Raw genomic sequence first — 26,014 nt, 5'->3', positions numbered from 1 at the left:
CCATGGATCGCCGCAAATTCGTTCAATTCGGAGTCGCCGCCGGGGGCGCCTTGCTCGCCTCGCAAGCGTTCGGCCAAAACGCCAAACCCGGCGCCGCGCCTGCACGCCCCTCCCCGAAACGCGCCGTGTTCCCGGGCGGCCAGGTCGCCGTCACCACGCCGAACGGCGTGACGTTGCCGCTCAAAGAAAAGGACGGCTTGAAGATCGGCCACCTCGTCGCCATGCCCGTGAAGCACACGTTCGCGCCGGGGCTCGAGGGCGATTGCTGGGGCTACAATGGCCGGACACCCGGGCCCACGATCGAGGTCGTCGAGGGCGATCGCGTGCGGATTTACGTGACGAACAAGCTCCCCGAGCCGACCACGGTGCACTGGCACGGCGTGATCTTGCCGAACGGGATGGACGGCGTGTCCGGCCTCAACCAGCGCCCCATCAAGACCGGCGAGACGTTCGTCTACGAGTTCACGTTCCGGCACCCCGGGACGTACATGTATCACCCCCATTTCGACGAGATGACGCAGATGGCGCTCGGGATGATGGGGATGATCGTGGTGCACCCGAAGCGGCCGAAGGGTCCGCCGGTCGATCGGGATTTCGTGCTGATGACACACGAGTGGAAGATCACGCCGGGCTCACGCCGCCCCGATCCGAACGAGATGACCGATTTCAACGTGCTGACCTTCAATTCGAAGGCGTTCCCCGGGACCGAGCCGCTCGTCGTGGGCCGCGGCGAGCGCGTGCGCATCCGCTTCGGCAATCTCTCGGCGATGGACCACCACCCGATCCATTTCCACGGCCTGACCTTCGAGACCACATGGACCGACGGCGGCGAGATCCCAGCGGCCGCGCGGCATCCCGAGACCACGGTCCTCGTGCCCGTCGGCAGCACGCGCGTCATCGAGTTCGTCCCCGATGAGCTCGGCGACTGGGCCTTTCATTGCCACATGACCCACCACGTGATGAACCAGATGGGCCACGGGATGCCGGTCATGGTCGGCGCGAATGCGCGGAAGATCGACCCGCGGGTGCAAAGCCTCGTGCCGAGTTACATGACGATGGGACAAACGGGCATGGGCGACATGGCCGAGATGGGCATGCCCGTGCCGAAGAACTCGATCCCGATGGGCGGCGGGCCCGGGCCGTTCGGGTCGATCGACATGGGCGGGATGTTCACGATCCTGAAGGTCCGCGAGAGTCCCGAGACGGCGGATCCCAAGGGTTGGTATACGCATCCGAAAGGGACCCAGGCGGAGCGCGCGGAGGACGCGCTCCTGAAAGCGGATGGGATCGATCCGGACGCAACGTTCGGGTGAACGCGCGGAGCCCAGGAACGCTCCGCGCGTGGGGACGGCACGTCACCCTCCACCCCGGGATCGGGCTCCGGCGCGAGCTCGGGCGGTGGGAACGGGACCGTCGTCGATCGCGGGCCCACGAGCATCTCGCTCGACGGCGATCCCAACGGTCTTTTCTGGGATGCCGACACGGCCACGTTTTTCCTCGCCGACGACAATGGCAATCGAATCCTCGCGTGGACCGATACGGCAGGACTCGCGCTCGCCGCCGAGTTGCCGCCCGCGCCGCCCGATAGCGCGGGGCTCGGTCAGGTCGTCAAGCGGAAGGACGGCACGCTCGTCGTGCCCAGGTTCGGCGGCGGCACCGCGGGCGACGTCGTCTATGCGAAGCCCGACGGGACGAACGGCGTGGTCCCGAACCTCGATCCGCTGCGCCGCCGCATTGGCCTCGCCGTGTCCGAGGACGGCACGCTCTACGATACGTTCTTCGTCGCGATGAACGGCATCAAGCTCGGCAGCGTCGCCAAGCTCGATCTCGCCGGCACGGAGGCCGAGGTCATCACGGGCCTGAAAAAGCCCATCGGCGTGCTCGCGGTCGGCGGAGATTTCATCGTCACCGAACAAGAGACGGGCAACGTGTACCGCGCGCCCATCACAAATCCGGACGAGCTCGCGGTCCTCGCGCAGCTCACGGGGCCCGATCTCCTGACCACGGGGCCCAATGGCACGTTCTTCACGGGCGGCAAGGACGGCAGCGTCCGCCAGATCATCGCGTCCGACGCGCTCAGGCTCCCGCGATGCGTGATCTCACCCGTGAGCGCATAGACCTCCCAGAGGTTCTTGTCCGGATCGAGGAGCCAGAACTTCGTCTGCCGGGCATAACAACACTCGACGTCGTCCTCGCGCTCGGTCAAGAGCCCCGCCTCCTTCAGGCGCTCCTGCATGCCCGCCACGGAGTCCGGGGCCGAAAGGCGCAGGCCGAGGTGGTTGAACGAATCCGCGCTGCGGTGATAGACGGGCTCCAGCGAGAGCACGAGCGGAGGTTCGTCGAGCTCGAACTTGGCGTAGTCCTTGTAATGCTTCGCCGGCTCCTGGCCGAAGAAGGCGCGATAAAACGCGACCGCCTTGCCGAGGTCGCCGACGTTCAGCGAGACGTGGGTCTTCTCGGAGCTCATCGGGGTCTCGGGCTCAGCGGAAATGAAGGTCGGCGAGCCCCATCATGCCGTAGATGGTCCGCAGGTAATGGTGGAACGCCTGGCGATGAAGTCCTGGTGCAGCGGATAGCCGCCCGCGCCGGCGGGCTTGTAGATCAGCTTGTCCTTGAACGGATGCGCGTGGTCCTGAAAGAGCTGGGCAAGGACGTCGGCGACGCGGCGGTCGTGGAACCAGGCCGAGCACCTGGGCGCGATGTCGGTGACCGGGTCGAAGAGCTCGAAGACGGGCTCGCACGTCTCGTAATGGTACTGCCACCGCACGCGCAGGTTGTTCTTCGCCATCAGCTCCTTGCGTTCGAGGAGCGCCGCCGTCTCCTCGGCGACCTCCTGCACTTCGGAGGGAGAGAAGAGGCCACGCAGCACGAGGTAGCCGTCGCGGTGATAGGAGTCGACGAGGTGCCCGATGTCCATGCCCTCACCCTACCGCGGGGCACAGGTCGTGGTCTATAGGGTGGCTCAGGCCCGGACGACGCGGCACGCAAAACACTTGTACGCCTGCTGTCCGGACAGCGCGTCGAAATGCCCGTCGTCGACGAGCACGTTCGCGGGCTCGTACCGCGGGAGGCCGAGATCGTCGCCCACCTTTTGCGCAGGGCCGAAGAAGTTCGGCACGAAGATCGTGTCCTCGCGAATGCCATCGAAAAGGAGCGCGGTCGCCGTGATCACGCCCCGCGGGCTCTCCACGCGGATCGCGTCTCGGTCACGGATCCCCGCGCGCGCCGCCGCGCGTGGGTGGATCTGCACGAGCCGGAGGCCGTTCATCATCTTTCCGGTGTTCGTCCATTGCGTCATCGTCGCGAAGTCGACGACGCTCGGCCGGCCGATCATCCCGAGGAGCGGGAACCCGGCGCGCGCGGCCTCGTTTGGCGGCACGCCGAGCTTGACCCGCGGCGTGGACGAGCCGGGGTGCAGCGGGTTGGGGACTTTTTCCGCCAGGTGCACGACCGTGGGGACCCCGGCGCCGACCTCCGGGTGCGAATAAAAAGGCGGGAGCGCCGCGTGCCCGGCGCGGGCGAGTTTTTCGTGGATCTCGGGCGTATGAATCTCGATTTTCCCGCTCGGCGTGAAGAAGCGTTTCCCCGCGTGCCCGAGGGCGCTCGCCACGGTCGTCCACGAGGGGTCGTCGAGGTAGAGCGTGCTCGTGCCCGGGTGATCCTCGGAGGGGCAAGGCCACCGGAGCGGCTCGGCGCGCTCGCGCAGGCGCTTCGAGGTCATCCCCGCCATGCCCGGCGTGTTCTTGACGAAGACCTCGTCCCACAACGTGCGGTAGTCCTTCCACGCCGCCGGGAGGTTGTCTTTCCAGTACGAAGGCGGGTGCTTTTTGTCGACCTCGGCCATCGCGTGGGCGAGGTCGATCCAGAGGTGAATGTCGGGCCGCGCCTCGCCGATCGGATCGACGGCCTTGTCCGACCAGCGAATGGCGCGGTCGTCGCGGCGCATGTAGACGCACTCCTGTTCGAGCACGCTCGGGATCGGGAACACGTAATCGGCGAAGAGCGCGGGTTCCTCCAGGAAGAGGCCCGGATACACGAGCAGCTCGAGTTTTTCGTAGGCCGCGCGCACCCGCACCGCGTTCGCGCCGTCGACGAGCGGGTTTCCCATGAGGAACACGGCGCGCAGGCGGTAAGGATCCTCGTCGAGAATGGCCCGCGGGAACACGTCCGGTCCGAGCAGCCCGGGGCCCTTTTTCTCCGGGACCTCGCCGCGGACCTTCGGCAACCGCAGATCCCCCGGCCAGGTGTTGTGCATGAAATTGCAGCCGCCGCCGGGGCGGCCGACGTTGCCGGTGATCGCCGCGAGGAACGCCATCGCCCGGTAGGTGTGGAACGCATTCATCTGATGCGAGATGCCCGCATTGCAGAAGATCGCCGCGGGGCGGGCCTTCGCGTACGCCTCGGCGAGGGCGCGAATCGTGCTCGCGGGGACGGTCGTCATCCGTTCGCCCCACTCCGGGGAAAACCGTTGCGCCTCGACGTGCTTGACGAGCGCGTCGAACCCGACGACCCACTTGTCGACGAACGCCGCGTCGTAGAGCTTCTGCCGGATCACATGCGCGAGCATGGCGTAGACGAGCGCCATGTCGGTATGCGGGCGGATGGCGATGTGCTGATCCGCAAAGGCAGACGTCGGCGTTTGCCGCGGGTCGACGACGACGAGCTTCGCGCCGGTGCGCGCGCGCGCCCGGAGGAGGTGCTCGAACGTGACGGGGTGCGTCTCGGCCTGGTTCGTGCCGAAGAAGAGGAAAAACTTCGAGCTGCCGAGGTCCTCCTGGCCGGTGATGCCATCCTTGGCGTAGCCATTCGTAAAATTGCCGAGGCCAAAGGTCCAGGCGAGCGCGTCGCCGCCCGCGTCGTTGCAAACGGGTCCGACGTCGGTCGCATTGGGCGAGCCGTAGAGATCAAAGAAGCGGCCGATGATGGATCCGACCCCGCGCACGAGCCGCCCCGAGGTCTTGCTGGCGACGCCGGCGGCGCCGGTGGAATCGCGAATCTCGACGAGCTTCTTGGCGATCTCGGCGAGGGCCTGATCCCAGCCGATGGGCTCGAAGCGCGAATCGGGGGAGCCTTTCGCACCGGAGACACGCCGGACCGGGGTACGAATGCGGTGCGGGTTGTAGACGATCTGCGCCATCATCGGGCCCTTGACGCAGAGGTTGCCCTCCTGGACCGGATCGGCCGTCTCGCCCTGGATGTCGATGATACGTCCGCCCTTTTTGTGGACCTTCAGGCCGCAAAGGGAGTTGCAGAACTGGCAAGCGGCGCGAACGACCTCGTCGGGCTGGAGCGCCCCGGAGTTGCGGGTGAGATCAAAGGCCACGCGCGCAGGCTCGGGCGGAAGCGGAGGCGCCGTGGCCTCACACCCGGCCACGAGCCCCGCCGCCGCGCTCGTCGCGGCCGACACCTTGAGGAATCCCCGACGCGAGAGGGTCGAATCGCCCGCCATGTCGGGACGGGATGATGCGCCGGGGCCCCTCGAAACACAAGGGGCGCAGCGCTTGCCCGCGGGCGAACAGGAGAGCAGACCGGGCAAACCCGAAGTGGTAGACTCGCGGCGTCATGCACGTGCTGTCACGCCGCTCGTTCGCATCACGCTGGGTGTTCTTCCTGCTCGCGCTGCTCTGCCTTTCCTGCGGGAAGCAGCCCGCGGGAGGGCGGGCGCTCCGGCTCGCGACGACGACGAGCCTGAAGGACGCGGGGCTGCTCGACGAGCTGCTCCCCGCGTTCGAGGCGAAGTCGGGCTGCCGCGTCGAGGTGAATGCGCTCGGGTCCGGCAAGGCGCTGCGCGCGCTGCGGGAGGGCACAGCCGACGTGGCCATCACGCACGCGCCGGCCGGGGAGCAAGCCGCGGTCGCCGCAGGCGAGGTGGGGCGGCGGAGCCCGTTCATGCACAACGAGTTCGTGCTCGTCGGGCCCGCCGATCAGGTGGGCGTCGTGGCCGGCGCAGGCGACGTGCAGGAGGCGTTGCGCCGGATCGCGTCGTCCGGGCGGACGTTCGTCTCGCGCGGGGACGACTCCGGGACGAACCAGCGCGAGAGGGCGCTGTGGAAGGCCGCGGGGATCGACACGAAAGGCGCGTTCCTCGTGCAGGCGAACGCCGGGATGGGCGAGACGCTCGAGCGCGCGTCGGACGAGGGCGCGTTCACATTGAGCGATCGGGCGACGTTCGTGGCCAAGCAGAAGGATCTGAAGCTTTCAATCGTGTTCCAGGGCGACGCAGCGCTGCGGAATACGTATTCCGCGATCGAGCCGAAGGCCGGCGCAGGGGCCAACGCGGAGGGGGCGCGGGCCTTCACGGAGTTTCTTCGTTCAGCCGAGGGACGTGCCATCATCGGCGCGTTCGGCGTGAAGGCCAGCGGAGAGCCGCTGTTCACGCCGGAAGCGCAATGACGCGGCACCCCTGACGTCCCCACCAGAGCCATGACGAACAACGCACCCCCTCCTTTCGCCACCGAACGCAAAGAGACGACGATTCCGCTCCTGCCCTGCGTCTCGCCCGAGGATACGCTCGCGTTTTATCAGGCGCTCGGCTTCCAGGTCACCTACGAGATGACACGGCCGTACCTGTATCTGGCGCTGCGCTTTCGTGGCTTCGAGCTGCACTTCGGCAAGGCCCCCAAGGGGCTCGACCCAAAGGAGGAGAGCTCAGGCGGCTGTCTGGTGCTGGTGGACGCCGTGGAGCCCTATCACCGGGCGTTCACCGAGGCCATGCGCGCAAAGTACGGCAAGGTGCTCGCCAGCGGGAAGCCCCGGATGACGCGCTTCCGACCTGGGCAGAGCCGCTTCTCGCTGATCGACCCCTCCGGCAACAACATCCTTTTCATCCGGCGGGACGAGCCGGAGGAGGTCGAGTACGGCGGGTCCAAGGCGCTCGCAGGCCTGGCGAAGGCGCTCGACAACGCGCGCATCCTGCGGGATTTCAAAAACGATGACCGAGCCGCCGCGCGCGTGCTCGACAAAGCTCTCGCGAAATATGGGGCCGAAGCCCCGGTGGTGGACCGGGTGCAAGCAATGGCGGCCCGCATGGAGCTCGCGATTGCGATGGACGACGCCGCGATGGGCCAGGCCCTGCGGGAGCAACTCCAGGCGCTCCCCCTGTCCGACGAGGAGCGCGACCGCTTGTCCGAGGAGCTAAAGGCCGCGGAGCGGCTGGAGCAGTGGCTCGCGCGCGCCGCAGCGACGCGTCAAGCATGAGCTGAGCATGGATGTCTTCTTGGGGCCGCCGCGCTGGGGCTTTGCCCCAGGCCCCACCGGGGCTATCCGCCCCTGGACCCGGACCAGCGCAAGCGCTGGACCCGGGGTCGATGAACTGCGCTCCGCGCAGTTCATCGAACAGCCGCTGACAAGACCGCAAACGACCCTGCCAACCAAGGCCGCAGCGCTGCAGGCTCAGCCGGCAACGTTGGCGTCGCCAGCTTGAACCCCACCTTCATGGTCTTGCCACCGGCCCGTTGGAAGAACTGCGCATCGCGCAGTTCTTCCAGCCTCGGTCCAGGCCGTGCCTGGTCCGGGGTCGAGGGGGCGGACAGCCCCCCGCGGGGTCCGGGGCAGCGCCCCGGCGCCGCGCGTCCTCCGCTTCAGCTCGATTTTGGCTCGATTGTTGGGGAGGCGTTCCCCAGGCTTGCCTCTGGGCGGGCCTTGAATTCGAGGGTCACGGCCTTCGAGAGCCGCACGACGGAGCCGGGCCGGATCGGCGCTTCGTGGTCCGGCGCGACCATCCGCCCGTCCACCTCTGTCGGCTGGCGCGAGACGGGCCGCAGCACATAGCCCTCGGGCTTGCGCCGGAGCTCGAAATGAAAACGGCTCACGAGCTGCTCGAGCTGCTTGTCTTGCAACACGAGGACGACGTCGTTCGCCCGCGTGCCGTCCTCCCCGCGGAGCCGGCCGAAGCTGATGATGTCTTGCCGCGGCAAAACGAAGCTGTCGCCGGTCTCGCACACGATCACGCTTCCGGGCAGGCGGTGTTCGTCGCGCCAATCGAAGCGGAAGAGCACGAGCGCCTCGGCGTGCCCCCGGACGACCACGGGGGGAACGGGCCAGGCGCGCACGCGCATGCCGGGCGGAGACTCGCGCAAGGCCGCCGCCGAAAGGCGCAGCTCGCCGGGCTCCGCCGTCGAGGCGATACGCGCGCACAGGTTCACCGCGTCGCCCGATACGATGACGCCGTCGGTCAGCACCGGCCCGGCGTGCACGCCGAGCCGCACCACGAGCTGATGATCCCGCGACCGGGTCTGGTTCTCCTGCGACGTGCGCTCGAGGAATACGACGAGCCCGGAGACGGCCTTTTCGACGTCGGGAAAACAAGTGAACGCGCCGTCGCCCGCGACGTCGACGATACGCCCGCCGAACCTTTGGATCGACTCCCCGAGGAGATCGTGATGGAGCTGCTGCAGCGCCCTGCCCGCCTTGTCCCCGAAGCGCGCGAAATACGCCGTCGAGCCGACGATGTCGGTGAAGCCGAGGGCGAGCGGCTTTTCGAAGCGCCGCGTGAGGACCTGCGAGAGCTGGGTCTGGAGCCGGATGATTTCCGTCAGGCTCATCGCATCGAAGTCGAGCTTCATCGTGGGCCGAACCAAGGTAGCTCGAAAGATCCGTCCCGCCTAGCCTTTTAGGAGGCGTGCGCGGGCGACGCCTCGACGGACCCGAGGACCCCCTCCAGCGTGGCGAGGTCGACGGGCTTGACCAGGTGCGCGGTAAAACCGGCCTCCTTCACGCGCCTGCGATCCTCCTCGTGGCCGTAGCCTGTCAGCGCGACGAGAATGGTCTCGGCCTGCGCGGGGTCGCGCCGGAGCTCGGAGGCGACCTCGTATCCGTTCATCCCGGGCAAACCAATGTCGAGCAAGACGATCTCGGGCCGGAAGGTACGCGCCGCCTCCAGCGCGGCGCTGCCGTCGAGGGCCGTATGGACCTCGTGCCCCGCGATGCGCAGGAGCATCGAGAGGCTCTCCGCGACGTCGGCATTGTCGTCCACGACCAAAATGCGGCGCGGCCCCGCAGGTAGGCTCCTCGCCGGAGGCCTCGGGCCCGACGGCGGCTCCGCCACTGGCAAGGCCGGCAGGCGCACGATGAACTCGCTCCCCTGCCCTCGCCCCTCGCTGCGGGCCTCGACCGTGCCGCCGTGCATTTCGGCGATGTTTTTCACGAGCGTCAGCCCGATCCCGAGCCCGCCCTCCGATCGGGCGAGCGAGCGCTCCACCTGCGTGAAGAGGTCGAAGACCCGGGTCAGCATTTCCTTGGGAATGCCGACGCCGGTGTCCCGGACCCGGATCGAGACGATGTCCTCCGCGCGCTCGACGGCGAGCGTGATGCGCCCCCGCTCCTCGGTGTACTTGGCCGCGTTCGTCAGGAGGTTCTCGACCATCTGCGTGAGCCGCGTCGGATCGGCGTGGACCCAGGCGGGCTCGGGCGGCATTTCGACAGAGACCTCGTGCTTGCGAGCGTCGAGGAGCGGCCGCGCCGTCTCGAGGGCGCGCCCCACGGCCGCCGCGACGTCCACGCGGCCCTTTTGCAGCTTGATCTTCCCGCTCGTGATTCGACTGACGTCGAGGAGGTCGTCGACGAGCCGGGTCATGTGCTGGACCTGGCGCTCGATCATCGCGGTGGATCGCTCGATCCGCGGATCGGCCATGTCAACGATCCGCAGGATCTGCGCAGCACTCCGGATCGGCGCCAGGGGATTGCGGAGCTCGTGGGCGAGCATGGCCAGAAACTCGTCTTTGCGGCGGTCGGCCTCGCGGAGCGCCTGCTCGGCCTCCTTGCGGGCCGTCACGTCCATGAAAATGCCCTCCCACATGGTCTGGCCCGTCGGCAGGCGGCGAAGGCCCGAGCGGCAATGAATCCACACGATGCTGCCCCAGCGCGTCCACAATCGATACTCGCAATCGAACGGGGCGAGGCCACGGACGGCGGCGATCTCCATTTCGACCATGCGGGCGCGGTCGTCCGCGTGCACGAGGCCATAAAGGGCGGAGGCGTCCGCCAGGATCTCGGCAGGCGTGACGCCGAGGAACTGCTCGACGCCGGCGCTGACATAAAGAAATCGCCGGCCCCCCTTGGCGTCGGCCAGGAGCTGGTAAATCGCGCCCCGCGGCAGGTTGTCGCTGAGGGTCCGGAGCCGCTCCTCGGTCTCGCGCAGGGCCTTCCTCGCCAGCCTGGACTCGGTCACGTTGACGATGGTCGCCACGAAGCCCGTGATACGGCCGTCGTCGTCGAGCTCCGAATCGTACACGCACCGCATGACCTGCGGGCCCAGGTCCTCATAAGGGATCTCGATCTCGAATTCGACATGCTCGCCGCGGAGGGTGGCCTCCACGTGCGGCTCGATGGCCGCATAGGCGTGCTCGCCGAGCATGTCGCGGATCCGTCGGCCGGCGAATTCGCTCTGGCGGCGGCCGAAGCGGGCGGCATAAGGCTTGTTGACGTACTTGTACCGGCGGTCGGCGTCGCAATGGGCGATCAGGACGGGGATGCGGTCGGTGAGGAGCTGGAGCTGCCGCTCGCGGTCGTGCTCCACCGCCTCGACCCGCTTGATGTCGGAGCGGTCCCGCATGATCTTGGCGAAGCCACGGAGGAGCCCGGCCTCGTCCCGGAGGGGTGTGGCGACGCCGGCCGACCAGAAGCGCGTGCCGTCCTTGCGGACGTGCCAGCGATCGTCGTCCCCGCGCCCGCTCGCCAGGGCCTCGTCGCGCTCGTGTTGCGGTTTGCCGCTGCGGATGTCCTCCGGCGTGAAGAAGCGGTCGGAGGACTGGCCGAGGACCTCGTCCTCGCGATACCCGAGGAGCCGCTCCGCGCCCTTGCTCCAGCTGAGGACGACGCCGTCCGGATCGGTGATGAAAATGGCGTAATCGAGGACGTTCTCGGCGAAGAGCCGGAACATCTCGCCTTCCCACGCCCTCCTCTCCGCTCGCTCGTGTTTGGTCACGAAGCCCCGCCCTGCATGTAGGGCGAACCCGCGGAAACGGTCAGGACGCGCAGCGCGAATGGAGCGCGCAGGCGGGCGTGGCGCTCAGAGCGGATCGACGTCGAACGCGTCCGCGTCGCCACGCGCGGCGCGGGCGCGGAACGCCGCGGTCTTCGCGGCCGCCACGCTTTGCGCGGCGTCCTCCGCCAAACCCTGCGCGCGCCCCGTGCGTTCGATCTCCTGGCGGAACGCGCGCAGCGCGAGAATCCGGCTCGTGACGGACACGAGCACGGCGAGCGCGAGGAAGACGATCATGAAGGTCGTCGAGATGTTCCATACGGCGAGCCCCGTCGCGGCGAAGAAGCAAACGGCCGAGAGCAGGCGCGATTGCTGGATGGTCTGGGCATAGACGCCCTGGGCGCGCGCCACCACGAGCTCAGCATTCGCGAGCGTGGCCGCCTTCTCGCTCTTCACCGCTCGCTCCGAACGCGCGAGCGTCAGATCGCCCCGCGTCTGGAAATTCGGCAACGTCGTCATGGCATCCTCATTCGTAATGTCCTTGGCCGTCATCAATCGATGGTTCGTTTCTAGGCGATGCGGTGGCCTCGGCTGAGCGTCGGCTGCCGCGTGGACGGAGGCTCGACGCTGAGACCGGGAATGAAGCTCAGCACGGTCGCGGTCAGGATGAACGCCCCCGGGATCAGGAACGCGAGATAGCCGCCGACGCGCACGGCGGGCACCATCAAGGCCGCGCCCGACGCGAATGCGATGATCTTTCCGCCGCGCAGCATCGCGCCCTGCAGCGCCGTGCGCCGGGCCTCGCCGCGCGAGAAGAAGGAACTCGCGAGCTGCACGCCGAGCTCCGTCGCCGGCCCCGTCATGTGGGTCGTGCGGACGGCGAGCCCCGTGGCCGTGGAGACCGTCGCGTTCTGCAGCCCCATGGCGAAGCTCAGGAGCGAGAGCAGCACGAAGTCCTTGGGCTGCTCGACGGACGTGCCAAAAGGCCCGAAGAGGCCCACACGGCCCGCGATCGCGACGCCCCCGAGCATCAGCGACACGAAGATCAGCGGCGCGGCGTGGAGCGGCTGCTTGCCACGCTGGTGGCGCCCCTGCAGCACGAGCACCGACGCCATGGCGCCCACGATGAAGCAGAGCACCACGAGGCCATATTCGGCCATGAGCGCCCACAACCCCGCGTCGATGCCGAGCTGTGTCGTGAGCCCCGTGATATGCGTGACGAACCGCTGGCAAGCCAGGAAAGCGCCCGCGTTGACGGCCCCCGCGGCGAGCGCGAGCAAGAGCCAGCTCGGCGCGTGGCGCATCGAAAAAATCGTGGGAGGCGTGTGAAGCGCGACGGACATCAACATCCCTTCGTGCGGTGTTTGATGGAGGGTCCACCCCCCGGAGCCGCCGTTGCGTTTTCACGGAACATGCCAGCGACGGATCTCCCGCAAACGCAGGGAGCGCCGCGCGCGATCCGGGTCCTTCGTCGGGCCCCACCGACGCCGGATCGACGGCCCTCGCCGACAGTGTCGGGGATCAGCGACAATGGCGCCGGGCCGAGCTCCGTGTCAGCTCATGTCCCGCACGCTCCACGATCCACGGATTCCCGGCACTCGCCCCTTTTCGGAGCTCATTGATGCGGCTCGTCTCGCGGCTCGTCCTCTCGCACGCGCTCCCCGTCGGACTCATGGTCTGCGCGCTCGTCGTCATGCTCGGCTCCCTCGCCCGGATCAGCTCGTCCCTCAAGGAGGTGCGTGACGCCGAGCTCGGGTCGCTGAACACGGAAGAGGCCGTTCATCGCGCCGCGTGGGCCGTCGAGATCGCCGTGCGGCACGGCGCCGTGGACTGCGAGCACGGGCGATCCTCCGAGGACGCCGCGCATGTCATTCGGCAGCGCGCGGATGAGCTCGCCGCCGTGCTCGAAGCCGCGGGCAAACCCGTGCGCGAGTCCATGCTCGAGCCCGTCCGCGGCTACCAGGCGCTCGCCACCCGCGTCTCGACCGGCGATACCTGCGCCCACCTGCTCACGACCACCACACGGCTCGAGCGCGAGCGGCTCGACGAGAAGCTCACGGACGCCTGGATTTCGCGCATGTTCGAGCTGCACTCCGCGCTCCTCCGCAAAGACGAGGAGTCGGGCCGCGCCGCCGGGTCGGCGCTGTCGAGCGGCATCGTGCTCGCGCTCGTCGCGTGCGTCGCGTCCGTGCTGCTCGCGCAGCGGCTCGCCCGCACGGTGACGCAGCCCCTCGCCTCGCTCTCGTCGAGCGCGCGCAGCGTGGGGCGCGGCGACTTCACCGTCACGGTGGAGGCGCAAGGCCCGCTCGAAGTGTACGAGCTCGCCGAAGAGATGGAGGTCATGCGCCGCCGCCTCGCCGAGCTCGAATCCCTCAAACAAGGGTTTCTCGCGTCCGTCTCGCACGAGATGCGCACGCCGCTCACGAAGATCCGCGAGGCGCTCGCGCTCCTCGCCGACGGCGCAGGCGGCAAGCTGAACGAGCGGCAGGCGCGTATCGTGCAAATCGCGCAGGTGGCCTGCGAGCGCGAGATCCGCACCGTGACCACGCTCCTCGATCTCTCGCGGCTCCGCGCCGGCGCCCCCCTGCAACGCAAGCCCGGCGCCTCCGTCGACGAGGTCCTCTGGGCCGCGGTGCGCGACGAGGACATCGAGGCCCGCGAGCGCGGCGTCCTGGTCGACGTCGAGACGCCCGGCGAGGCGGCCAAGGCCTTCCTCGACATGGTGCTCGTCGAGCGCGCCATCGCGAACATCGTGCGCAACGCCGTCGCCGTGTCGAAGAAAGGCCAGCACGTGCGGGTTCGTCGCGACCTCGTGCCCGAAGGTCCCAGCGGGGCCGCAGGCACCTGGGCACAGATCAGCGTCGCGGATCAAGGGCCGGGCATTCCGCCCGAGATCCGCTCCGTCATCTTCGACGCGTTCGTGACGCACAGCGTGGACAGCTCGCCGAAGCGCGTGGGCATCGGGCTCGGACTTGCGCTCGCACGGGAAATCGCGCGGGCGCACGGCGGCGACATCGAGGCCGCGGACGACCCGGCGGGCGGCGCGGTGTTCCGCATGTGGCTGCCCCTCGAAGACACCGAGCCGACGTCGCGCGCCCTGCCCCCGCACGTGTGATAAAACCCCGCCCGAGGGGGAATCCCATGCGGAAGGACGAGCTCGACACCACCCCGCGCCCGCACATCCTCGTCATCGACGACGAGCCACACCTGTGCGAGCTGCTCGCCTACCGCCTGGAGCACCACGGCTACCGCGTCAGCACGGAGCTGTCGGCCCGCGGCGGGCTCGAAGCGCTGGAGCAAGCGAGCATCGACGCGATCATCCTCGACCTGCGCCTCGAAGACGCCGACGGCATCGAGGTGCTCAGCGAGGTGCAAAAACGCTCGCCCGATCTGCCGGTCATCATCCTGACGGCCCACGGCACGATCGAGACCGCGGTCCTCGCGATCCAGCGGGGCGCGTACGGATTTCTGACGAAGCCGTTCCAGGATTACGAGCTGCTGCAGAAGCTCGCGCAGGCCATCGAGAGCGGGCGGCTCAAGCGCGAGGTGGCGGGCCTGCGGCGCATCGTGGGGGACACGTCGAGCGACATCCGGCTGCTCGGCACGAGCGACAACATCGCGGCCGTGCGCGAGCGGATCGCCCGCGTGGCGCCCGCGGACGCGACGGTGCTGCTGCTCGGCGAGTCCGGCACGGGCAAGGAGCTCGCGGCGCGGTCGCTCCACGCGCTCTCGGCGCGCAAGGCGCGGCCGTTCGTCGCCGTGAACTGCGGGGCGCTGCCGGCGGAGCTTTTGGAGAGCGAGCTCTTCGGGCACGTGCGCGGCGCGTTCACGGGCGCGAGCCGCGACAAGGACGGCCTGTTCGCGGCGGCGCGCGGGGGAACGCTCTTGCTCGACGAGATCGGCGAGGCCCCGGCGCCGGTGCAGGTGAAGCTTTTGCGCGTGCTCCAGGAGAAGCGTTTTTCGAAGGTCGGATCCGCGACCGAGGAGGACGCGGACGTGCGCATCGTGGCCGCGACGAACCGCGATCTGCGCGCCGAGGTCGCCGCCGGGCGCTTCCGGGAGGACCTCTTCTACCGGCTGCACGTGGTGCCGATCGTCATGCCGCCGCTCCGCGAGCGCACGGACGACATCCCGCTGCTCGCCGAGCTCTTCCTGCGCCGCGCGGCCGCGCGCTACGGCTTGCCCGAGCCGTACCTCTCGACCGATGCGATGCGCGTGCTGCTCGCCCATTCCTGGCCAGGCAACGTCCGCGAGCTCGCGAACGTCATGGAGGGCGCCATCCTGCTTTGCCAGGAAGAACGCATTCGCCCGCAGCACATCCTGGCGACGCTGGCGACGCCCGCCCGCCCGCCCGCACCGCTCCCCGGGGAAACGCCGGCCGAAACGACCGAGGAGGGGCCGCCGTCCGGGCTCGCGAACCTCGATCCCGAGGCCCCGCTGCCGCCGCTGCGCGCCGCGCGGGACTCGTTCGAGCGTGCTTATCTGGTCGAGGCCCTCCGCCGCGCCGGCGGCAACGTCAGCGCCGCGGCCAAGCTCGCCGGGCGCAACCGCACCGACTTCCACGATCTGCTCCGCAAGCACGGCCTCTCGGGCGCCGATTTCAAGGCATGACCTTCACGCGGCGGTGAACGCCGGACGACGCGCTCGCCCGTGGCGCGGCGCGGCCGAGCGCGTATTCGACGCCGCTGCGCAAGCTGCTGAGGAGCACGATCGCGCCGAGATCTGCGCCGATCTCCACGAGCGTCCGCGCGACCTCGGGCCGCATGCCGGTGATCACGGCCCTGGCGCCGAGGAGCCCGATCGCGCGGGAGGCGCGGACGAGCGCGTCGGCCACGGCGGCGTCGACGACCCGCACGCCGGTCACGTCGAGGATCACGGTGGTCGCGCCGTGCTGTTCCACGCCGGCGAGGAGCGTGCAGAGGAGGTGCTCGGCGCGCGCAGGATCCATGGCGCCGATGAGCGGCAGGAGGACCACGCCGTCCGCGATGGGGATGAGCGGCGTGGAGAGCTCGAGCAGCGCCGCGCGCTGGGCCTCGATGAGGCTCTGCGACAGGCGCGCGCGCTCCTCCTCCATTTGCTTGCGCTCGGTGATGTCGCGCAACGTGCCTGCCATGCGGATGGGTTTGCCGTCCGCGTCGCGGACGAACACCTTGGCGCGGCTCATGACCCAGACCCAGCCGTTCGATTTGTGCCGCATGCGATACTCGAGGTGGTAGGTCCGGAGGCGGCCTTCGAGGAAGCTTTGCAGCATCTTCCACACCTCCCCGGCGTCGTCGGGGTGCATGAGCGCGCTCCACGTCTCGGCGTTGCAGGGCATCTCGCCGGGCGTGAGGCCGAGCATCTCGAACCAGCTCGGGCTCATGAAGGCCTCGTTGGTGCGGAGATCCCAGTCCCAGCCGCCGTCGTCGCTGCCATCGACCATCCAGCGAAAACGTTGCTCGCTCTCGACGAGCCTCCGCTCGCGCTCCTTCCCCTCCGTGATCTCGCGCTCGAGCTCCACGACGCGCGCTTCGAGCCGTGACACGTCCGCTCGCGCAGCGATCTCGGACCCATCCATGAATCACCTCCCCCCGTTTTCCCCGGCATCATGAAATGCTTGTGAGCGCGCGAGGTCAACGGGAATACGATTGCGATACCGCCGAGAAGAAGGTTCCGTCTTGCACGGCATCCTCCGATATCGGATACATGCGCGCATGCGTCTGTCCCGTTTCGCCTCGCCCCTTCTCTGCGTGATGCTCCTCGGTGCGTCCCTGTCGGCTTGCGGCGGGGCGGCCTCGCCTTCGCCGGACGTGGCCACGTCGGGCAAACCCCGAAAGACTGGCACGTCCGCGCGCCTCGAAGCGGATCCGCGCATCGGCGTGTACACGTCCATTCCGTGGGGCTTCGAGACGAACTCGTTCTGGATCGAGGGCCCGACGGGGCTCATCGTCATCGATACGCAGTTTTTGCCCTCCGCCTCGGCGGAGTTCCTCCAGCAGGCCGAGTCCCTCACGGGCAAGAAGGTCGAGCTCGCGATCGTCTTGCACCCCAATCCGGACAAATTCAATGGCACGTCCACCTTCCAGGCGCGGGGCATCCGGGTGGTCACGTCGGCGCAGGTGCTCGCGAAGATCCCGCACGTGCACGAGATCCGGACACGCTCCTTCGCGGCGCGGTACGCGCCCGATTACCCGAAGGATCTCCCCAAGCCGGAGAGCTTCGGCGACGCGACGCAAGAGCTCTCGGCCGGCGGGGTGACGGTGAAGGCGCACGTGCTCGGCCCGGGTTGCTCCGAAGCGCACGTGGTCCTCGAATACGACGGGCACGTGTTCGTGGGGGATCTCGTGGGGCAAGGGACCCACGCCTGGGTCGAGATCGGCGAGACGGAGGCCTGGATCGAGCGGCTCGGGGAGATCGCCGCGATGAAACCGCGGTTCGTGCACCCGGGCCGGGGCAAGACGGGCGGCGCGGATCTGCTCCCATGGGAGACGGGGTATCTGCGGCGGCTGCTCGACGAAGTGGCGAAGGAAAACCCCACGATGCCGCCGCCGGCAGGGGCGATCGATCGGGTCAAGGAGCGCATGATGAAGGCGTATCCCGGGCTCGATTACGACGTTTTTCTCGACGTCGGCCTCGAAGAGGTCTGGCAGAAACAAGCGGCAAAGGCGGCCGCGAAATAACCGGCAGCTCCACACGGACGGCGCGACGCACCTACAGCGGCGCACATGAGCCGCGCGTTTCCTCCGTTCGGGTCGGAGAGCGCGTGTCTTGACGCACCGCGGAAACCTTCACGAAACATGCGAGGGTGTATCGATCGAGCATGAAGGTCGATACGGGCGACACCGCCTGGCTCCTCGTCTCCACGGCGCTCGTGCTTTTCATGACGCCGGGCCTCGCCCTCTTCTACGGCGGGATGGTGCGGCGCAAGAACGTGCTGTCGACGCTGATGCACGCCTTCGCCGCGCTCCCGATCGTGACGCTCCAGTGGGTCCTCTTCGGCTATTCGCTCGCGTTCGGGCCCTCGATCGGCGGGCTCGTGGGCGGCCTCGGGTATGCCGGGCTCGCCCCGCTCGCGACCGAGGCGCGCGGGACCGTGCCGCACCTCGCGTTTTGTGCGTTCCAGATGATGTTCGCCGTCATCACCCCGGCCCTCGTCGCCGGCGCCTTCGCCGAGCGCATGCGATTTCCGGCGTATGCCGTGTTCGTCCTCCTCTGGTCGACGCTCGTGTACGATCCGGTCGCGCACTGGGTCTGGAGCGAGAGCGGCTGGCTCTTCAAGATGGGCGCCCTCGATTTCGCGGGCGGCACCGTCGTGCACCTCTCGGCCGGCGCCTCGGCGCTCGTCTGCGCCGTGGTCCTCGGCAAACGCGTCGGTTATCCGCACGAGCGCCACCAGCCGCACAACCTCACGATGACGCTCACGGGCGCGGGCATCCTCTGGTTCGGCTGGTTCGGCTTCAATGCGGGCAGCGCCCTCGGATCGGGCGCGCTCGCCGCGCTCTCGATCGTCACGACGCACGTCGGCGCGGCCGCGGGAGCGCTCGGCTGGATCGCGGTGGAATGGTGGCAACGCGGCAAACCCACGGCGCTCGGCGTCGCCTCGGGCCTCGTCGCGGGGCTCGTCGGCATCACGCCCGCCGCCGGGTTCGTCTCGCCAGCCGCGGCGGCCGTCATCGGGTTCGTCGCGGGCGCAGCCTGTTATTTCGCGGTCGTAGGAAAAGAGCGGCTCGGCTACGACGACGCCCTCGACGCCTTCGGCGTGCACGGCGTGGGCGGCGCGATCGGCGCGCTCCTGACGGGTGTTTTCGCGCAGAAGGCGTTGAACGACGCAGGCCGGGACGGCGCGCTCGCGGGCAACGTCGCGCAGCTCGGGCCGCAGCTCGCCGGCATCGTGGTCGTGGGCCTGTATGCGGCGATCGTCACGTGGCTCCTGCTCAAGGCCATCGACAAGGTGATCGGCCTGCGTGTCGCCGAGGACGAGGAGCGCGAGGGCCTCGACGCGACCGAGCACGGCGAGACGGGTTACGCATCCTGATCGCGGAGGAGCCGAGCGGACGGGCCGTCCCCGCGGCCATCTGGCACGAGGGGCAGCGTGAATGCGAACGTGCTGCCCCTGCCGATTTCGCTTTCGACCCAGATACGCCCGCCGTGCGCCTCGATGAGCTGGCGGGCAATGAAGAGCCCGAGCCCGAGCCCCTCGACCTTCTTTCCGGTCCTCGCCCGGTAATACCGCTCGAAGAGGTGGGGGAGCTCCTCGGCCGGCACGCCGCAGCCTCGATCCCGCACGGCGACCACGAGCTCCACGTCCTTCGCCTCGACGCCGATGGTCACGATCTCCTCGGGCGGGGAGTATTTGAGCGCATTGCCGACGAGGTTGACGAGGATACGCTCGAAGCGCGCCGCGTCGAGGATCACGGGGGGCAGCACCTCGGGCGGGCGCTCGATCCGCAGGCGCGCCTGGTCCTGCATCGTCCACGCGCGCGAGACGATGTCCTGGATCAGGGGCAGGAAATCGCAGGGCTCGGTGTGGAGCAGGAGCTGGCCCGAGTCGAGCCGCGCCGAGTCGACGAGGTCGTCAATCATCGAGGCCATGCGCCTGGCGCTGCCGACGACGCGATCGACGACGGACACCTCGTGGTCCATCCGGGCGCGCGAGAGCATGCGCCGGAGCATCTGCGCGGCCGACATCATCACCGTGATGGGCTGGCGCAGGTCGTGCGAGATGGCGTGCAGCACGTCCTCCCGCGCCTTCTCCAGCAGTCGGAGCTCGGTGATGTCGCGCGAGACGACGACGCCGAGGGCGATCGGACCGTCCCCGTCCTGCACCGCGCTCGTGCTCACGAGGATGTAGCGGCGGGATCCATCGCGAAATTCGACGACATATTCGATATCGGTGATGGTCTCGCCCCGCAAGAGCCTCTGGGCGGGGTAGTCTTCCCAGGCCAAGGGCGCTCCGCCGGGCGAGAGCATCCGCATGTGGTTCAGGGCCTCGCGGACGTGGACGACCAGGTTGCCGCCGATCTCGCGGCTCGACTGGTTCTGCAAAATCACCCTGCCCTGGCCATCGATGACGAGCACGGATTCGGCCATGCTCCGGAGGAGCGCGCGTAGCTCGGCCGCCTTGCGCTCGGCCTCCGCGCGCGCGGTCGCGAGCGCGTGCTCCATTCGCTTTCGCTCGGTGATGTCCGAGAACACCCCCACGGCCGCGACGATGCGCCCCTCGCGATCCACGACCGGCGCCACGCTCATGCTGACCTCGACCCGCTCGTCGGGGCTCCGCACGTACGTGTACTCCTCGTCCCGGATGGTCTCGCCCCGAAGCGCGCGTGAAAGCGGAAAATCCTCGACGGCGCACAGGTTGCCCTCGTGGTAAAACGCAGCGCCCTCGCATTCGTCGAGGTCCGCGGCCTGCTGCGGGGCGCCGGCGATGCGTGCGCTCTGTTCATTCGTGAGGAGAAACCTGCCCTTCGCGTCGACGATGTTCACGCCGGAGGGCATCTGCCGCAGCACCGCTTCGAGCAGTCCGCGCTCGGTCTGGATCCGCTGCAGCAGCCGTTCGCGCTCCACCGCGGCCTGCCGTTCGGCCGTGACGTTGCGGACGACCGCGACGACCTGGTCGTCGAGGAGGGGCAACATGCGCGCCTCGAAAAAGAGCGTTCGTTCGGCCCACGTGAGCTCGTACTCCAGCGTGAAGGGGACGCGGGTGGTGAGCACCTCGTGGATCGCGGCCTCGCACCGGCGGGCGATCTCGGGCGGCAAGACCTCGCCGACCTGTTTGCCGAGGATCTCGTCGGGAGGTACGTAGAGATCGGCCAGGCGACCTGCCCTGCAATCGAGGTACGTGCCCACGGCGTCGAACCGGAAATACAGATCGGGCAGCGCCGAAAAGACCGCCTCGAGCTCCTTCGTTTTCCGCCGGAGCGCCTCCTCCATCTCCTTGCGCTCCGTGACATCCCGGGCGAACGCCGCGATCCCGACGATCCGCCCCTCGGCGTCGCGCTGCGGCGCGTAGAAGGCGTCGAAGCAACGGCGCTCGTCGCCGATCGGGAGCCAGGACTCGCGCTGCACGCCCGTCCCCGTCGCGAGGACCGTCTTCTTGATGGCCGTGAGCTCCTCGGCCGACGCCCGCGGAAACACCTCGAAGTCGGTCCGGTCGATCAAGTCCTCCCGACGCAGGGGCGGGCAGAGGTTGTAGACCTCGGTATAACGGAGATCGAGGTCCTGATAAAAAACGATGTCCGGCAGCGCGTCCACGAGGTGACGGAATCGCACTTCGCTCTCGCGCAGCGTGTCCTCGGCACGCACGCGGCCCGTGACGTCACGGAGGAGGGCGTACGCGCCGGAGAGCGCGCCTGCGTCGTCCCGGATCGGGCTCGCGGTCACGGCGATCAGCCGACCGTCCGCGCCCGGCACGTCGAACGAGAGGATCTCGTCCACGATCGAAGCGCCCTCGAGCGCCCGCGCCAGGGGTGTCTCCCCCCAGGCCAGGATTCGACCGTCCTTCCGGCGCACGGTCGCCTCCGCGATCACGAGCCGGATGTCCTCTCCGGCCTGGAGCGGGCGTCGCACGAGCGCTCGCAGGGGATCCTTGGCGAACGCGACGCGACACGCGGCGTCGACCACCAGCACCCCATCGGCGATGGGCGCGAGTGTGGCGCCGAGGGAAGACAGGTGTTCGATGGCTCTGGGCAAGACCCCCCCGTCCCGCGAGGCCCGTCCGGGACGCCCGCACGCGGGCTCGCGGGGGCTCAGAACCTACCAGGAAAACCACACGGAGAGTAGCGGATTGGGGGGAGCCCCGGCACGCCCCAGCACACCGAGGGCTCGCAACGAGCCCTCAGGGCGAGAGCTCGCCTTCGGCGGCCGGCTGCGCCGAGGGAGAGGACGGGCGCGTCAGCATATCGAGCGCCTTTTTCACCGAGCCAACCGCCCCGGCGAGGTACACGATGTCGCCGACCATGAACGGATCGTTCGGGTCCGCCTGTTCGAGGAGCTTTCCCCCGCGCCGCATGGCCACGATGAGGGCCCCCGTTTGCCCACGGACCCCAAGCGCGGCCGCGGATCGGCCGACGGCCGCGCTCGTCTCGGTGAGGAGCGCGCTCTCGATTTTCAGCTCGGCGAGATCCCCGTGCTCACCGAGCACGCGCCGCGGCAGGGTATGGGAACGCTCGGTCGTCTGCGTCGAGGCGCGGACCTCGTCGATCCGCTCCTCGATGACGTTGCGAGGGATCTCGAGCCAGCGGAGCAGCCGCGCGAGGATCTCCACGCCACCCTCGACCTCCTCGGCGACCACGTCGGTCGCGCCCATCGAGAGGAGCGGCTCCTTTTCGAGCATGTACCGCGCCCGCATGAGGATCGGCACGTCCTTGGCGACGCGCTTGGCCGTGTCCACCACGCGCTGGGCGGCTTGCGGGTCGTTCATGAGGAGCAGGAGCGCGCGGGCCTTTTCGAGGTGCGCGTGCCCGAGCGCCTCCTCGCTCGTCGCGTCACCATAATAGACCGGCTCGCCGGCCGCGCGCGCGACGCGCACCGTCTCGGAGTTGAGCTCCAGCACGACGTACCTCGCGCCGCACGCCGCGAGCGCGCGCGCGACGAGCTTGCCCGCGACGCCGTACCCCACGATCACCACGTGCCCGGCGAGCGCGTGCTCGTCGCCGCCATCGGCCTCGTCGATGCTGCGCACCCCGATGAGCCGCTCGAGCGGCAAGAGCAGGCGCTCGCCGGCCGTCAAATGCGGCGCCACGCGCACGACGACGGGCGTGAGGAACATGCTCGTGATGCCGGCCGCGAGCAGCGGGCGCGTCGCGCTTGCATCCACGACACCCGTGCTCTCGCCGAGCCGCGCGAGGACGAACCCGAACTCGCCGAACTGCGCGAGCCCGACGCCCGCGAGCCACGCGACGCGCGCCGGGAAGCGCATGGCGAAGGCCGCGAGCGTCGCGAGGAAGCCCTTCGCCCCGAGGAAGCCCGCGAGCAAGAGCAGCACGAGGAGCGGCTGCTCCAGCACCACCCGCGCGTCGAAGAGCATGCCGAGCGAGACGAAGAAGACGCTCACGAAAGCGTCCCGGAGCGGCAGCATGTCCCCCATGGCCCGGTGCCCGTATTCGGTGTCGGCGACGACCATGCCGCCGAGGAAGGCGCCGAGCGCGAGGGAGAGCCCCGCTTTCGCCGTGAGCCACGCCGTGCCCACGCAAAGCGCGAGGACGGCCAGGAGGAAGACCTCGCGGCTCCGCGCCGCCGCGACCCACCGGAGCGCACGCGGGACGACGAGGCGCGCGACGAGGACGGTCGCAATCACGAGGGCCGCGGCTTTGCCGAGCGCGAGGCCAATCGCACGGGCCATGTCGCCGCCCTGCGCCGCCGTCCCCAGCATCGGCACGATGAGGACCATCGGCACGACGCAGAGGTCCTGGAAGATCAAGGTGCCGACGATGAAGCGGCCGTGCGGCGCGTCGAGCTCGCGCCGCTCCGCGAGCGCCCGGAGCACGATCGCCGTGCTGGAGAGCGCGAAGACGAACCCATAAAACACGCTCCGCCCCGCCGGTTGTCCGAGCGCCATGGCGACGCCGGCCACGACGGCCGTGGTCAAACCGACCTGGAGGATCCCGCCGAGCGCGACCTGCCGGAAGATGCTCTTCAGGCGCGCGAGCGAGAACTCGAGGCCAATGGTGAAGAGCAAGAGGACGACGCCGACCTCGGCGAGGATCTCGATCGAGTGAATCGAATGGACGAGCTTGAAGCCGAACGGCCCCACGAGTGCGCCCGAGAAGAGGAGCCCCGCCACGGTCGGCAGGCGCAGGCGCGAGAGGATGACCGTGACGAGCACCCCGAGCGCGGCAATGACGGCAATTTCATCGAGGAGAGGGATTTCACCCATGGGACCGCCTATGTTTCATACGACCGCATGCGGGCGCTTCTCCTGCTTCGTGCGCTTGGGCGCCCGACGCTGGACCGCGCTTCCGCCGAAGAACCGCTTGTCGATCCACTCCGTGAGCGGAGCGGCGATGTAGATGGACGAATACGTGCCGACCGCGATGCCGACGAGCAGCGCAAAAGCAAAGTCCTTGATCATGCCCGTGCCCCACCAGAGGAACGCGAACATCGAGAGGGCCGTCACGCCGGAGGTGATGATCGTGCGGCCGAGCATCTCCGAAATGGAGAGGTTGATGATCGCCGCGAACGAGAGCCCGCGATGCCGCGGCAGGTTCTCGCGGATGCGGTCGTAGACGATGACCGTGTCGTTGATGGAGTAGCCGACGATCGTGAGCATCGCGGCGACCGTGGAGATCGTGATCTCGCGCTGGGTGACCGCCATGGCGCCGAGCGCGATGCCGACGTCGTGGACCAGCGCGACGATCCCGCCCGGCGCAAAGCGCAGATCGAAGCGGAGGGCGATGTAGCCCATGATGAAGATGAGCGCGATGAGGACGCTCTTGATCGCCGCGTCCCGGAGCTGCGCGCCCGCCTTCGGGCCGATCCACTCGACGCGCAAGGCCTGCTCGGGGACCTTGTCGTCGCCGAGCTCGTGGCGAAGCCCGTCGAGGAGCAGATCGCCCTTCGAACGGAGGTGGATGTCGACCTTGTGATCCCGCTCGTTCGCCAGGACCACGCCTCGCTCGCGTGATTGCAGCGTGATGCCCTCGATGCCCTCGATCTGCTTTTCGATCGCGGCGAGGTCGGGGGCCTTCTCGTACCGGAGCGAGATCTTGTCACCGCCGGGGCTGAAGCGAATCTCCGTCGGGACGAGCACGTTCGCGCAACGCGGATCCGCCGTGGCCTCGCCTTCCTCCGCGAGGCAGAGCCGGTGCCGCACGGCCTGCTTTTGATCCTCGGTGAGCGTATTGACCTCGAGGACACGAATCATGACCCGGTTCGGCGTTCCGGGGCTCGTGACTTCGATCACCTCCGGGGACTCGAATCCCGCGCGCTCCACGGCGTGCCGGATCTCGGTCGTGGGGACGCTCTGCTTGAGCGCGACCTCGATTTCGGTACCTCCTCGGAAATCCGTGCCCAGCCGGAGGCCCGGGACGAAATAGGTGACGATGGAGAGGAGGAGCAAGAGGACGCTGGCGCCGATGAAGTAAAGGCGCTTGCTCATGAAATCGAACTGACGTCCGGGCTTGATGAACTCCATGGATCAAGCCCCCGCCGGGGGCTCGGCCCCACGATGCTCGAAGAGCGCGCGGCAAACATTGCCGGCGACGAGCCGGATCCCCACGCCAAGAAACACGGGGACCGACACTAGCAGGAGGAGCAGGAGCTCCGAGCGCAAAACGACCGCATACAACGTTGACATCTTTTCCTCGAACCCAAGCCCATGGGCATACGAGCCAGCGCACACCCGGAACCATGCGTCCCGAGGGCGTGCGTCATCGAAGGACCAAAGCCAAAACAGCGCCCGATCCCCGTTCGGGAGGGCGCGAATGACCTTGGTTCGTGGCGACGAAGGAAGAAGGCGGAGCGTGGCGACGGCGCAAAACGCGCGAATTCGCCGTTTAGCTCCGGCCTTCGGGCTGGGGAGGACCACGCGCCGGGTTGACGGCGAGGTAATCGGAGGACCGGAGCGCCCGTTCGGGGAGCTCCTGGAATCGGCGCCGCTCGACCGGCGAACCGGCAAACCCGCGCGCGGCCGCGGCGCGGACCACCACGACGGGCCAGCCGATCGCGCCGGGATCCAGCGGCGTATCCATCGGGCCGCGGGGCCGCGCCCAGGAGGGCGGTGGGGGTTGCCGGGAGGGGCGATCCGCTTGATCTCCTGGGCCCTCGGGCACGGGACGCATCCGCGCCTGCACGGGAGCGGGGGCCGCGGCCTGCTGCAGGAGCTCGACGACCGCGCCGACGGTCCGCGTCGCGGAGAGCGCGCCCGCGCCGCCTCCACGCACCTGCGCGAGCCCGATCGAGCTGAACACCAGCGAGACGAGGGCGAGCAGGCCGGCGACGACGCCGAGCGGGAGAGCGCGGCCTTCGTGTGGCCTCGTGTCTCGGCGCCCTGTCGGGTCGTTTGCCATCGGGGGGCGCGTCATGGAAGCTCGCGGGAGGATTTCTTGTCCCTCGGATCGTCCAGAAACTCAAGCCCAAAGATCCAAGGGCATGATTTGAACTGCAACGACCTCG

General features: G+C 68.8%; 20 protein-coding genes and 1 pseudogene. 8 read left to right on the top strand and 13 right to left on the bottom strand.

Features of this window, described 5'->3' with window-relative positions; genetic code table 11:
- Positions 1-2: 2 nt before the first annotated feature.
- Both POL67_RS22400 and POL67_RS22395 read left to right on the top strand, forming a co-directional pair.
- On the top strand, positions 3-1,313 hold the full coding sequence (locus POL67_RS22400) for a multicopper oxidase family protein (protein ID WP_271920269.1): 1,311 nt from the start codon (positions 3-5) through the stop codon (positions 1,311-1,313).
- Positions 1,314-1,565: 252 nt separating this feature from the next.
- Positions 1,566-2,117 carry a hypothetical protein gene (locus POL67_RS22395; protein WP_271920267.1) on the top strand — a complete coding sequence of 184 codons (552 nt, stop codon included), beginning with the start codon at positions 1,566-1,568 and terminating at the stop codon, positions 2,115-2,117.
- Positions 2,118-2,128: 11 nt separating this feature from the next.
- Here the strand turns inward: POL67_RS22395 and POL67_RS54270 are convergent.
- The 3 genes and pseudogenes from POL67_RS54270 to POL67_RS22385 form a co-directional block, all read right to left on the bottom strand.
- Positions 2,129-2,467 (bottom strand): annotated as a pseudogene (locus POL67_RS54270) (ArsI/CadI family heavy metal resistance metalloenzyme); the annotation flags it as partial.
- Positions 2,468-2,509: 42 nt separating this feature from the next.
- Entirely contained in the window at positions 2,510-2,917 is a 408-nt protein-coding gene (locus POL67_RS22390) for a phytanoyl-CoA dioxygenase family protein (protein ID WP_271920265.1), read from the bottom strand.
- A 45-nt stretch (positions 2,918-2,962) separates the two neighbouring features.
- Complete coding sequence (locus POL67_RS22385) at positions 2,963-5,449, bottom strand: molybdopterin-dependent oxidoreductase (RefSeq protein ID WP_271920263.1); 2,487 nt, start codon at positions 5,447-5,449, stop codon at positions 2,963-2,965.
- 113 nt (positions 5,450-5,562) lie between these two features.
- Between POL67_RS22385 and POL67_RS22380 the strand changes: the two genes are divergently transcribed.
- On the top strand, positions 5,563-6,393 hold the full coding sequence (locus POL67_RS22380; protein ID WP_271920261.1) for an ABC transporter substrate-binding protein: 831 nt from the start codon (positions 5,563-5,565) through the stop codon (positions 6,391-6,393).
- A gap of 30 nt (positions 6,394-6,423) precedes the next feature.
- On the top strand, positions 6,424-7,197 hold the full coding sequence (locus tag POL67_RS22375) for a DUF8817 family protein (RefSeq protein ID WP_271920259.1): 774 nt from the start codon (positions 6,424-6,426) through the stop codon (positions 7,195-7,197).
- A gap of 383 nt (positions 7,198-7,580) precedes the next feature.
- Here POL67_RS22375 and POL67_RS22370 read toward each other — a convergent pair whose 3' ends face one another.
- From POL67_RS22370 to POL67_RS22355, 4 genes are all read right to left on the bottom strand, one after another.
- Positions 7,581-8,564, bottom strand: a complete 984-nt coding sequence (locus POL67_RS22370) for an adenylate/guanylate cyclase domain-containing protein (protein WP_271920257.1) — start codon at positions 8,562-8,564, stop codon at positions 7,581-7,583.
- A 47-nt stretch (positions 8,565-8,611) separates the two neighbouring features.
- A complete protein-coding gene (locus tag POL67_RS22365) occupies positions 8,612-10,924 on the bottom strand; it encodes a PAS domain-containing hybrid sensor histidine kinase/response regulator (RefSeq protein ID WP_271920255.1) in 2,313 nt (770 codons plus the stop codon).
- 84 nt (positions 10,925-11,008) lie between these two features.
- Positions 11,009-11,440 (bottom strand): hypothetical protein, encoded by a 432-nt coding sequence (locus POL67_RS22360; protein WP_271920253.1) that lies wholly within the window; start codon positions 11,438-11,440, stop codon positions 11,009-11,011.
- A 50-nt stretch (positions 11,441-11,490) separates the two neighbouring features.
- The gene (locus POL67_RS22355; RefSeq protein ID WP_271920251.1) at positions 11,491-12,264 is read right to left on the bottom strand and encodes a YoaK family protein; all 774 of its coding nucleotides are present in this window, start codon (positions 12,262-12,264) and stop codon (positions 11,491-11,493) included.
- A gap of 278 nt (positions 12,265-12,542) precedes the next feature.
- Here POL67_RS22355 and POL67_RS22350 point away from each other — a divergent pair, with 278 nt between their 5' ends.
- Complete coding sequence (locus POL67_RS22350) at positions 12,543-14,036, top strand: HAMP domain-containing sensor histidine kinase (protein WP_271920249.1); 1,494 nt, start codon at positions 12,543-12,545, stop codon at positions 14,034-14,036.
- 26 nt (positions 14,037-14,062) lie between these two features.
- Positions 14,063-15,532, top strand: coding sequence for a sigma-54-dependent transcriptional regulator (locus POL67_RS22345; protein ID WP_271920247.1), 1,470 nt, complete (start codon positions 14,063-14,065; stop codon positions 15,530-15,532).
- Here POL67_RS22345 and POL67_RS22340 read toward each other — a convergent pair.
- Positions 15,522-16,478: a PAS domain-containing protein gene (locus tag POL67_RS22340; RefSeq protein ID WP_271920245.1), complete on the bottom strand. Its 957-nt coding sequence runs from the start codon at positions 16,476-16,478 to the stop codon at positions 15,522-15,524. The genes POL67_RS22345 and POL67_RS22340 overlap by 11 nt on opposite strands.
- Before the next feature lie 136 nt (positions 16,479-16,614).
- On the opposite strand from POL67_RS22340, the gene POL67_RS22335 reads away from it, so the two are divergent.
- Positions 16,615-17,580 carry an MBL fold metallo-hydrolase gene (locus tag POL67_RS22335; RefSeq protein WP_271920242.1) on the top strand — a complete coding sequence of 322 codons (966 nt, stop codon included), beginning with the start codon at positions 16,615-16,617 and terminating at the stop codon, positions 17,578-17,580.
- Between the two features lie 140 nt (positions 17,581-17,720).
- Positions 17,721-18,935: an ammonium transporter gene (locus tag POL67_RS22330; RefSeq protein WP_271920240.1), complete on the top strand. Its 1,215-nt coding sequence runs from the start codon at positions 17,721-17,723 to the stop codon at positions 18,933-18,935.
- Here the strand turns inward: POL67_RS22330 and POL67_RS22325 are convergent.
- The 5 genes from POL67_RS22325 to POL67_RS22305 form a co-directional block, all read right to left on the bottom strand.
- On the bottom strand, positions 18,923-21,592 hold the full coding sequence (locus tag POL67_RS22325; protein WP_271920238.1) for a PAS domain-containing sensor histidine kinase: 2,670 nt from the start codon (positions 21,590-21,592) through the stop codon (positions 18,923-18,925). The genes POL67_RS22330 and POL67_RS22325 overlap by 13 nt on opposite strands.
- A 145-nt stretch (positions 21,593-21,737) precedes the next feature.
- Positions 21,738-23,777, bottom strand: coding sequence for a monovalent cation:proton antiporter family protein (locus POL67_RS22320; protein WP_271920236.1), 2,040 nt, complete (start codon positions 23,775-23,777; stop codon positions 21,738-21,740).
- A gap of 15 nt (positions 23,778-23,792) precedes the next feature.
- Positions 23,793-25,034 carry a protein translocase subunit SecF gene (gene secF / locus POL67_RS22315; protein ID WP_271920234.1) on the bottom strand — a complete coding sequence of 414 codons (1,242 nt, stop codon included), beginning with the start codon at positions 25,032-25,034 and terminating at the stop codon, positions 23,793-23,795.
- Positions 25,035-25,037: 3 nt separating this feature from the next.
- Positions 25,038-25,196, bottom strand: coding sequence for a hypothetical protein (locus POL67_RS22310; RefSeq protein ID WP_271920232.1), 159 nt, complete (start codon positions 25,194-25,196; stop codon positions 25,038-25,040).
- Between the two features lie 199 nt (positions 25,197-25,395).
- The gene (locus tag POL67_RS22305) at positions 25,396-25,908 is read right to left on the bottom strand and encodes a hypothetical protein (RefSeq protein WP_271920230.1); all 513 of its coding nucleotides are present in this window, start codon (positions 25,906-25,908) and stop codon (positions 25,396-25,398) included.
- Between the last annotated feature and the right edge of the window lie 106 nt (positions 25,909-26,014).

It is taken from the genome of Polyangium mundeleinium, from assembly GCF_028369105.1.
Taxonomy (GTDB): Bacteria; Myxococcota_A; Polyangia; order Polyangiales; family Polyangiaceae; genus Polyangium; species Polyangium mundeleinium.
The sequence above is the reverse complement of the archived record's forward strand: the minus strand, read 5'-3'. Positions and strand labels throughout refer to the sequence as shown.

Excerpts from the sequence above, each read along its gene's own strand:
- POL67_RS22310 (WP_271920232.1), bottom strand. The coding sequence starts at position 25,196 with ATGTCAACGTTGTATGCGGTCGTTTTGCGCTCGGAGCTCCTGCTCCTC.
- POL67_RS22400 (WP_271920269.1), top strand. The coding sequence starts at position 3 with ATGGATCGCCGCAAATTCGTTCAATTCGGAGTCGCCGCCGGGGGCGCC.
- POL67_RS22350 (WP_271920249.1), top strand. The coding sequence starts at position 12,543 with ATGCGGCTCGTCTCGCGGCTCGTCCTCTCGCACGCGCTCCCCGTCGGA.
- POL67_RS22375 (WP_271920259.1), top strand. The coding sequence starts at position 6,424 with ATGACGAACAACGCACCCCCTCCTTTCGCCACCGAACGCAAAGAGACG.
- POL67_RS22370 (WP_271920257.1), bottom strand. The coding sequence starts at position 8,564 with ATGAAGCTCGACTTCGATGCGATGAGCCTGACGGAAATCATCCGGCTC.
- POL67_RS22360 (WP_271920253.1), bottom strand. The coding sequence starts at position 11,440 with ATGACGACGTTGCCGAATTTCCAGACGCGGGGCGATCTGACGCTCGCG.
- POL67_RS22305 (WP_271920230.1), bottom strand. The coding sequence starts at position 25,908 with ATGGCAAACGACCCGACAGGGCGCCGAGACACGAGGCCACACGAAGGC.
- POL67_RS22385 (WP_271920263.1), bottom strand. The coding sequence starts at position 5,449 with ATGGCGGGCGATTCGACCCTCTCGCGTCGGGGATTCCTCAAGGTGTCG.
- POL67_RS22330 (WP_271920240.1), top strand. The coding sequence starts at position 17,721 with ATGAAGGTCGATACGGGCGACACCGCCTGGCTCCTCGTCTCCACGGCG.
- POL67_RS22390 (WP_271920265.1), bottom strand. The coding sequence starts at position 2,917 with ATGGACATCGGGCACCTCGTCGACTCCTATCACCGCGACGGCTACCTC.
- secF (WP_271920234.1), bottom strand. The coding sequence starts at position 25,034 with ATGGAGTTCATCAAGCCCGGACGTCAGTTCGATTTCATGAGCAAGCGC.
- POL67_RS22355 (WP_271920251.1), bottom strand. The coding sequence starts at position 12,264 with ATGTCCGTCGCGCTTCACACGCCTCCCACGATTTTTTCGATGCGCCAC.
- POL67_RS22340 (WP_271920245.1), bottom strand. The coding sequence starts at position 16,478 with ATGGATGGGTCCGAGATCGCTGCGCGAGCGGACGTGTCACGGCTCGAA.
- POL67_RS22320 (WP_271920236.1), bottom strand. The coding sequence starts at position 23,777 with ATGGGTGAAATCCCTCTCCTCGATGAAATTGCCGTCATTGCCGCGCTC.
- POL67_RS22335 (WP_271920242.1), top strand. The coding sequence starts at position 16,615 with ATGCGTCTGTCCCGTTTCGCCTCGCCCCTTCTCTGCGTGATGCTCCTC.
- POL67_RS22380 (WP_271920261.1), top strand. The coding sequence starts at position 5,563 with ATGCACGTGCTGTCACGCCGCTCGTTCGCATCACGCTGGGTGTTCTTC.
- POL67_RS22345 (WP_271920247.1), top strand. The coding sequence starts at position 14,063 with ATGCGGAAGGACGAGCTCGACACCACCCCGCGCCCGCACATCCTCGTC.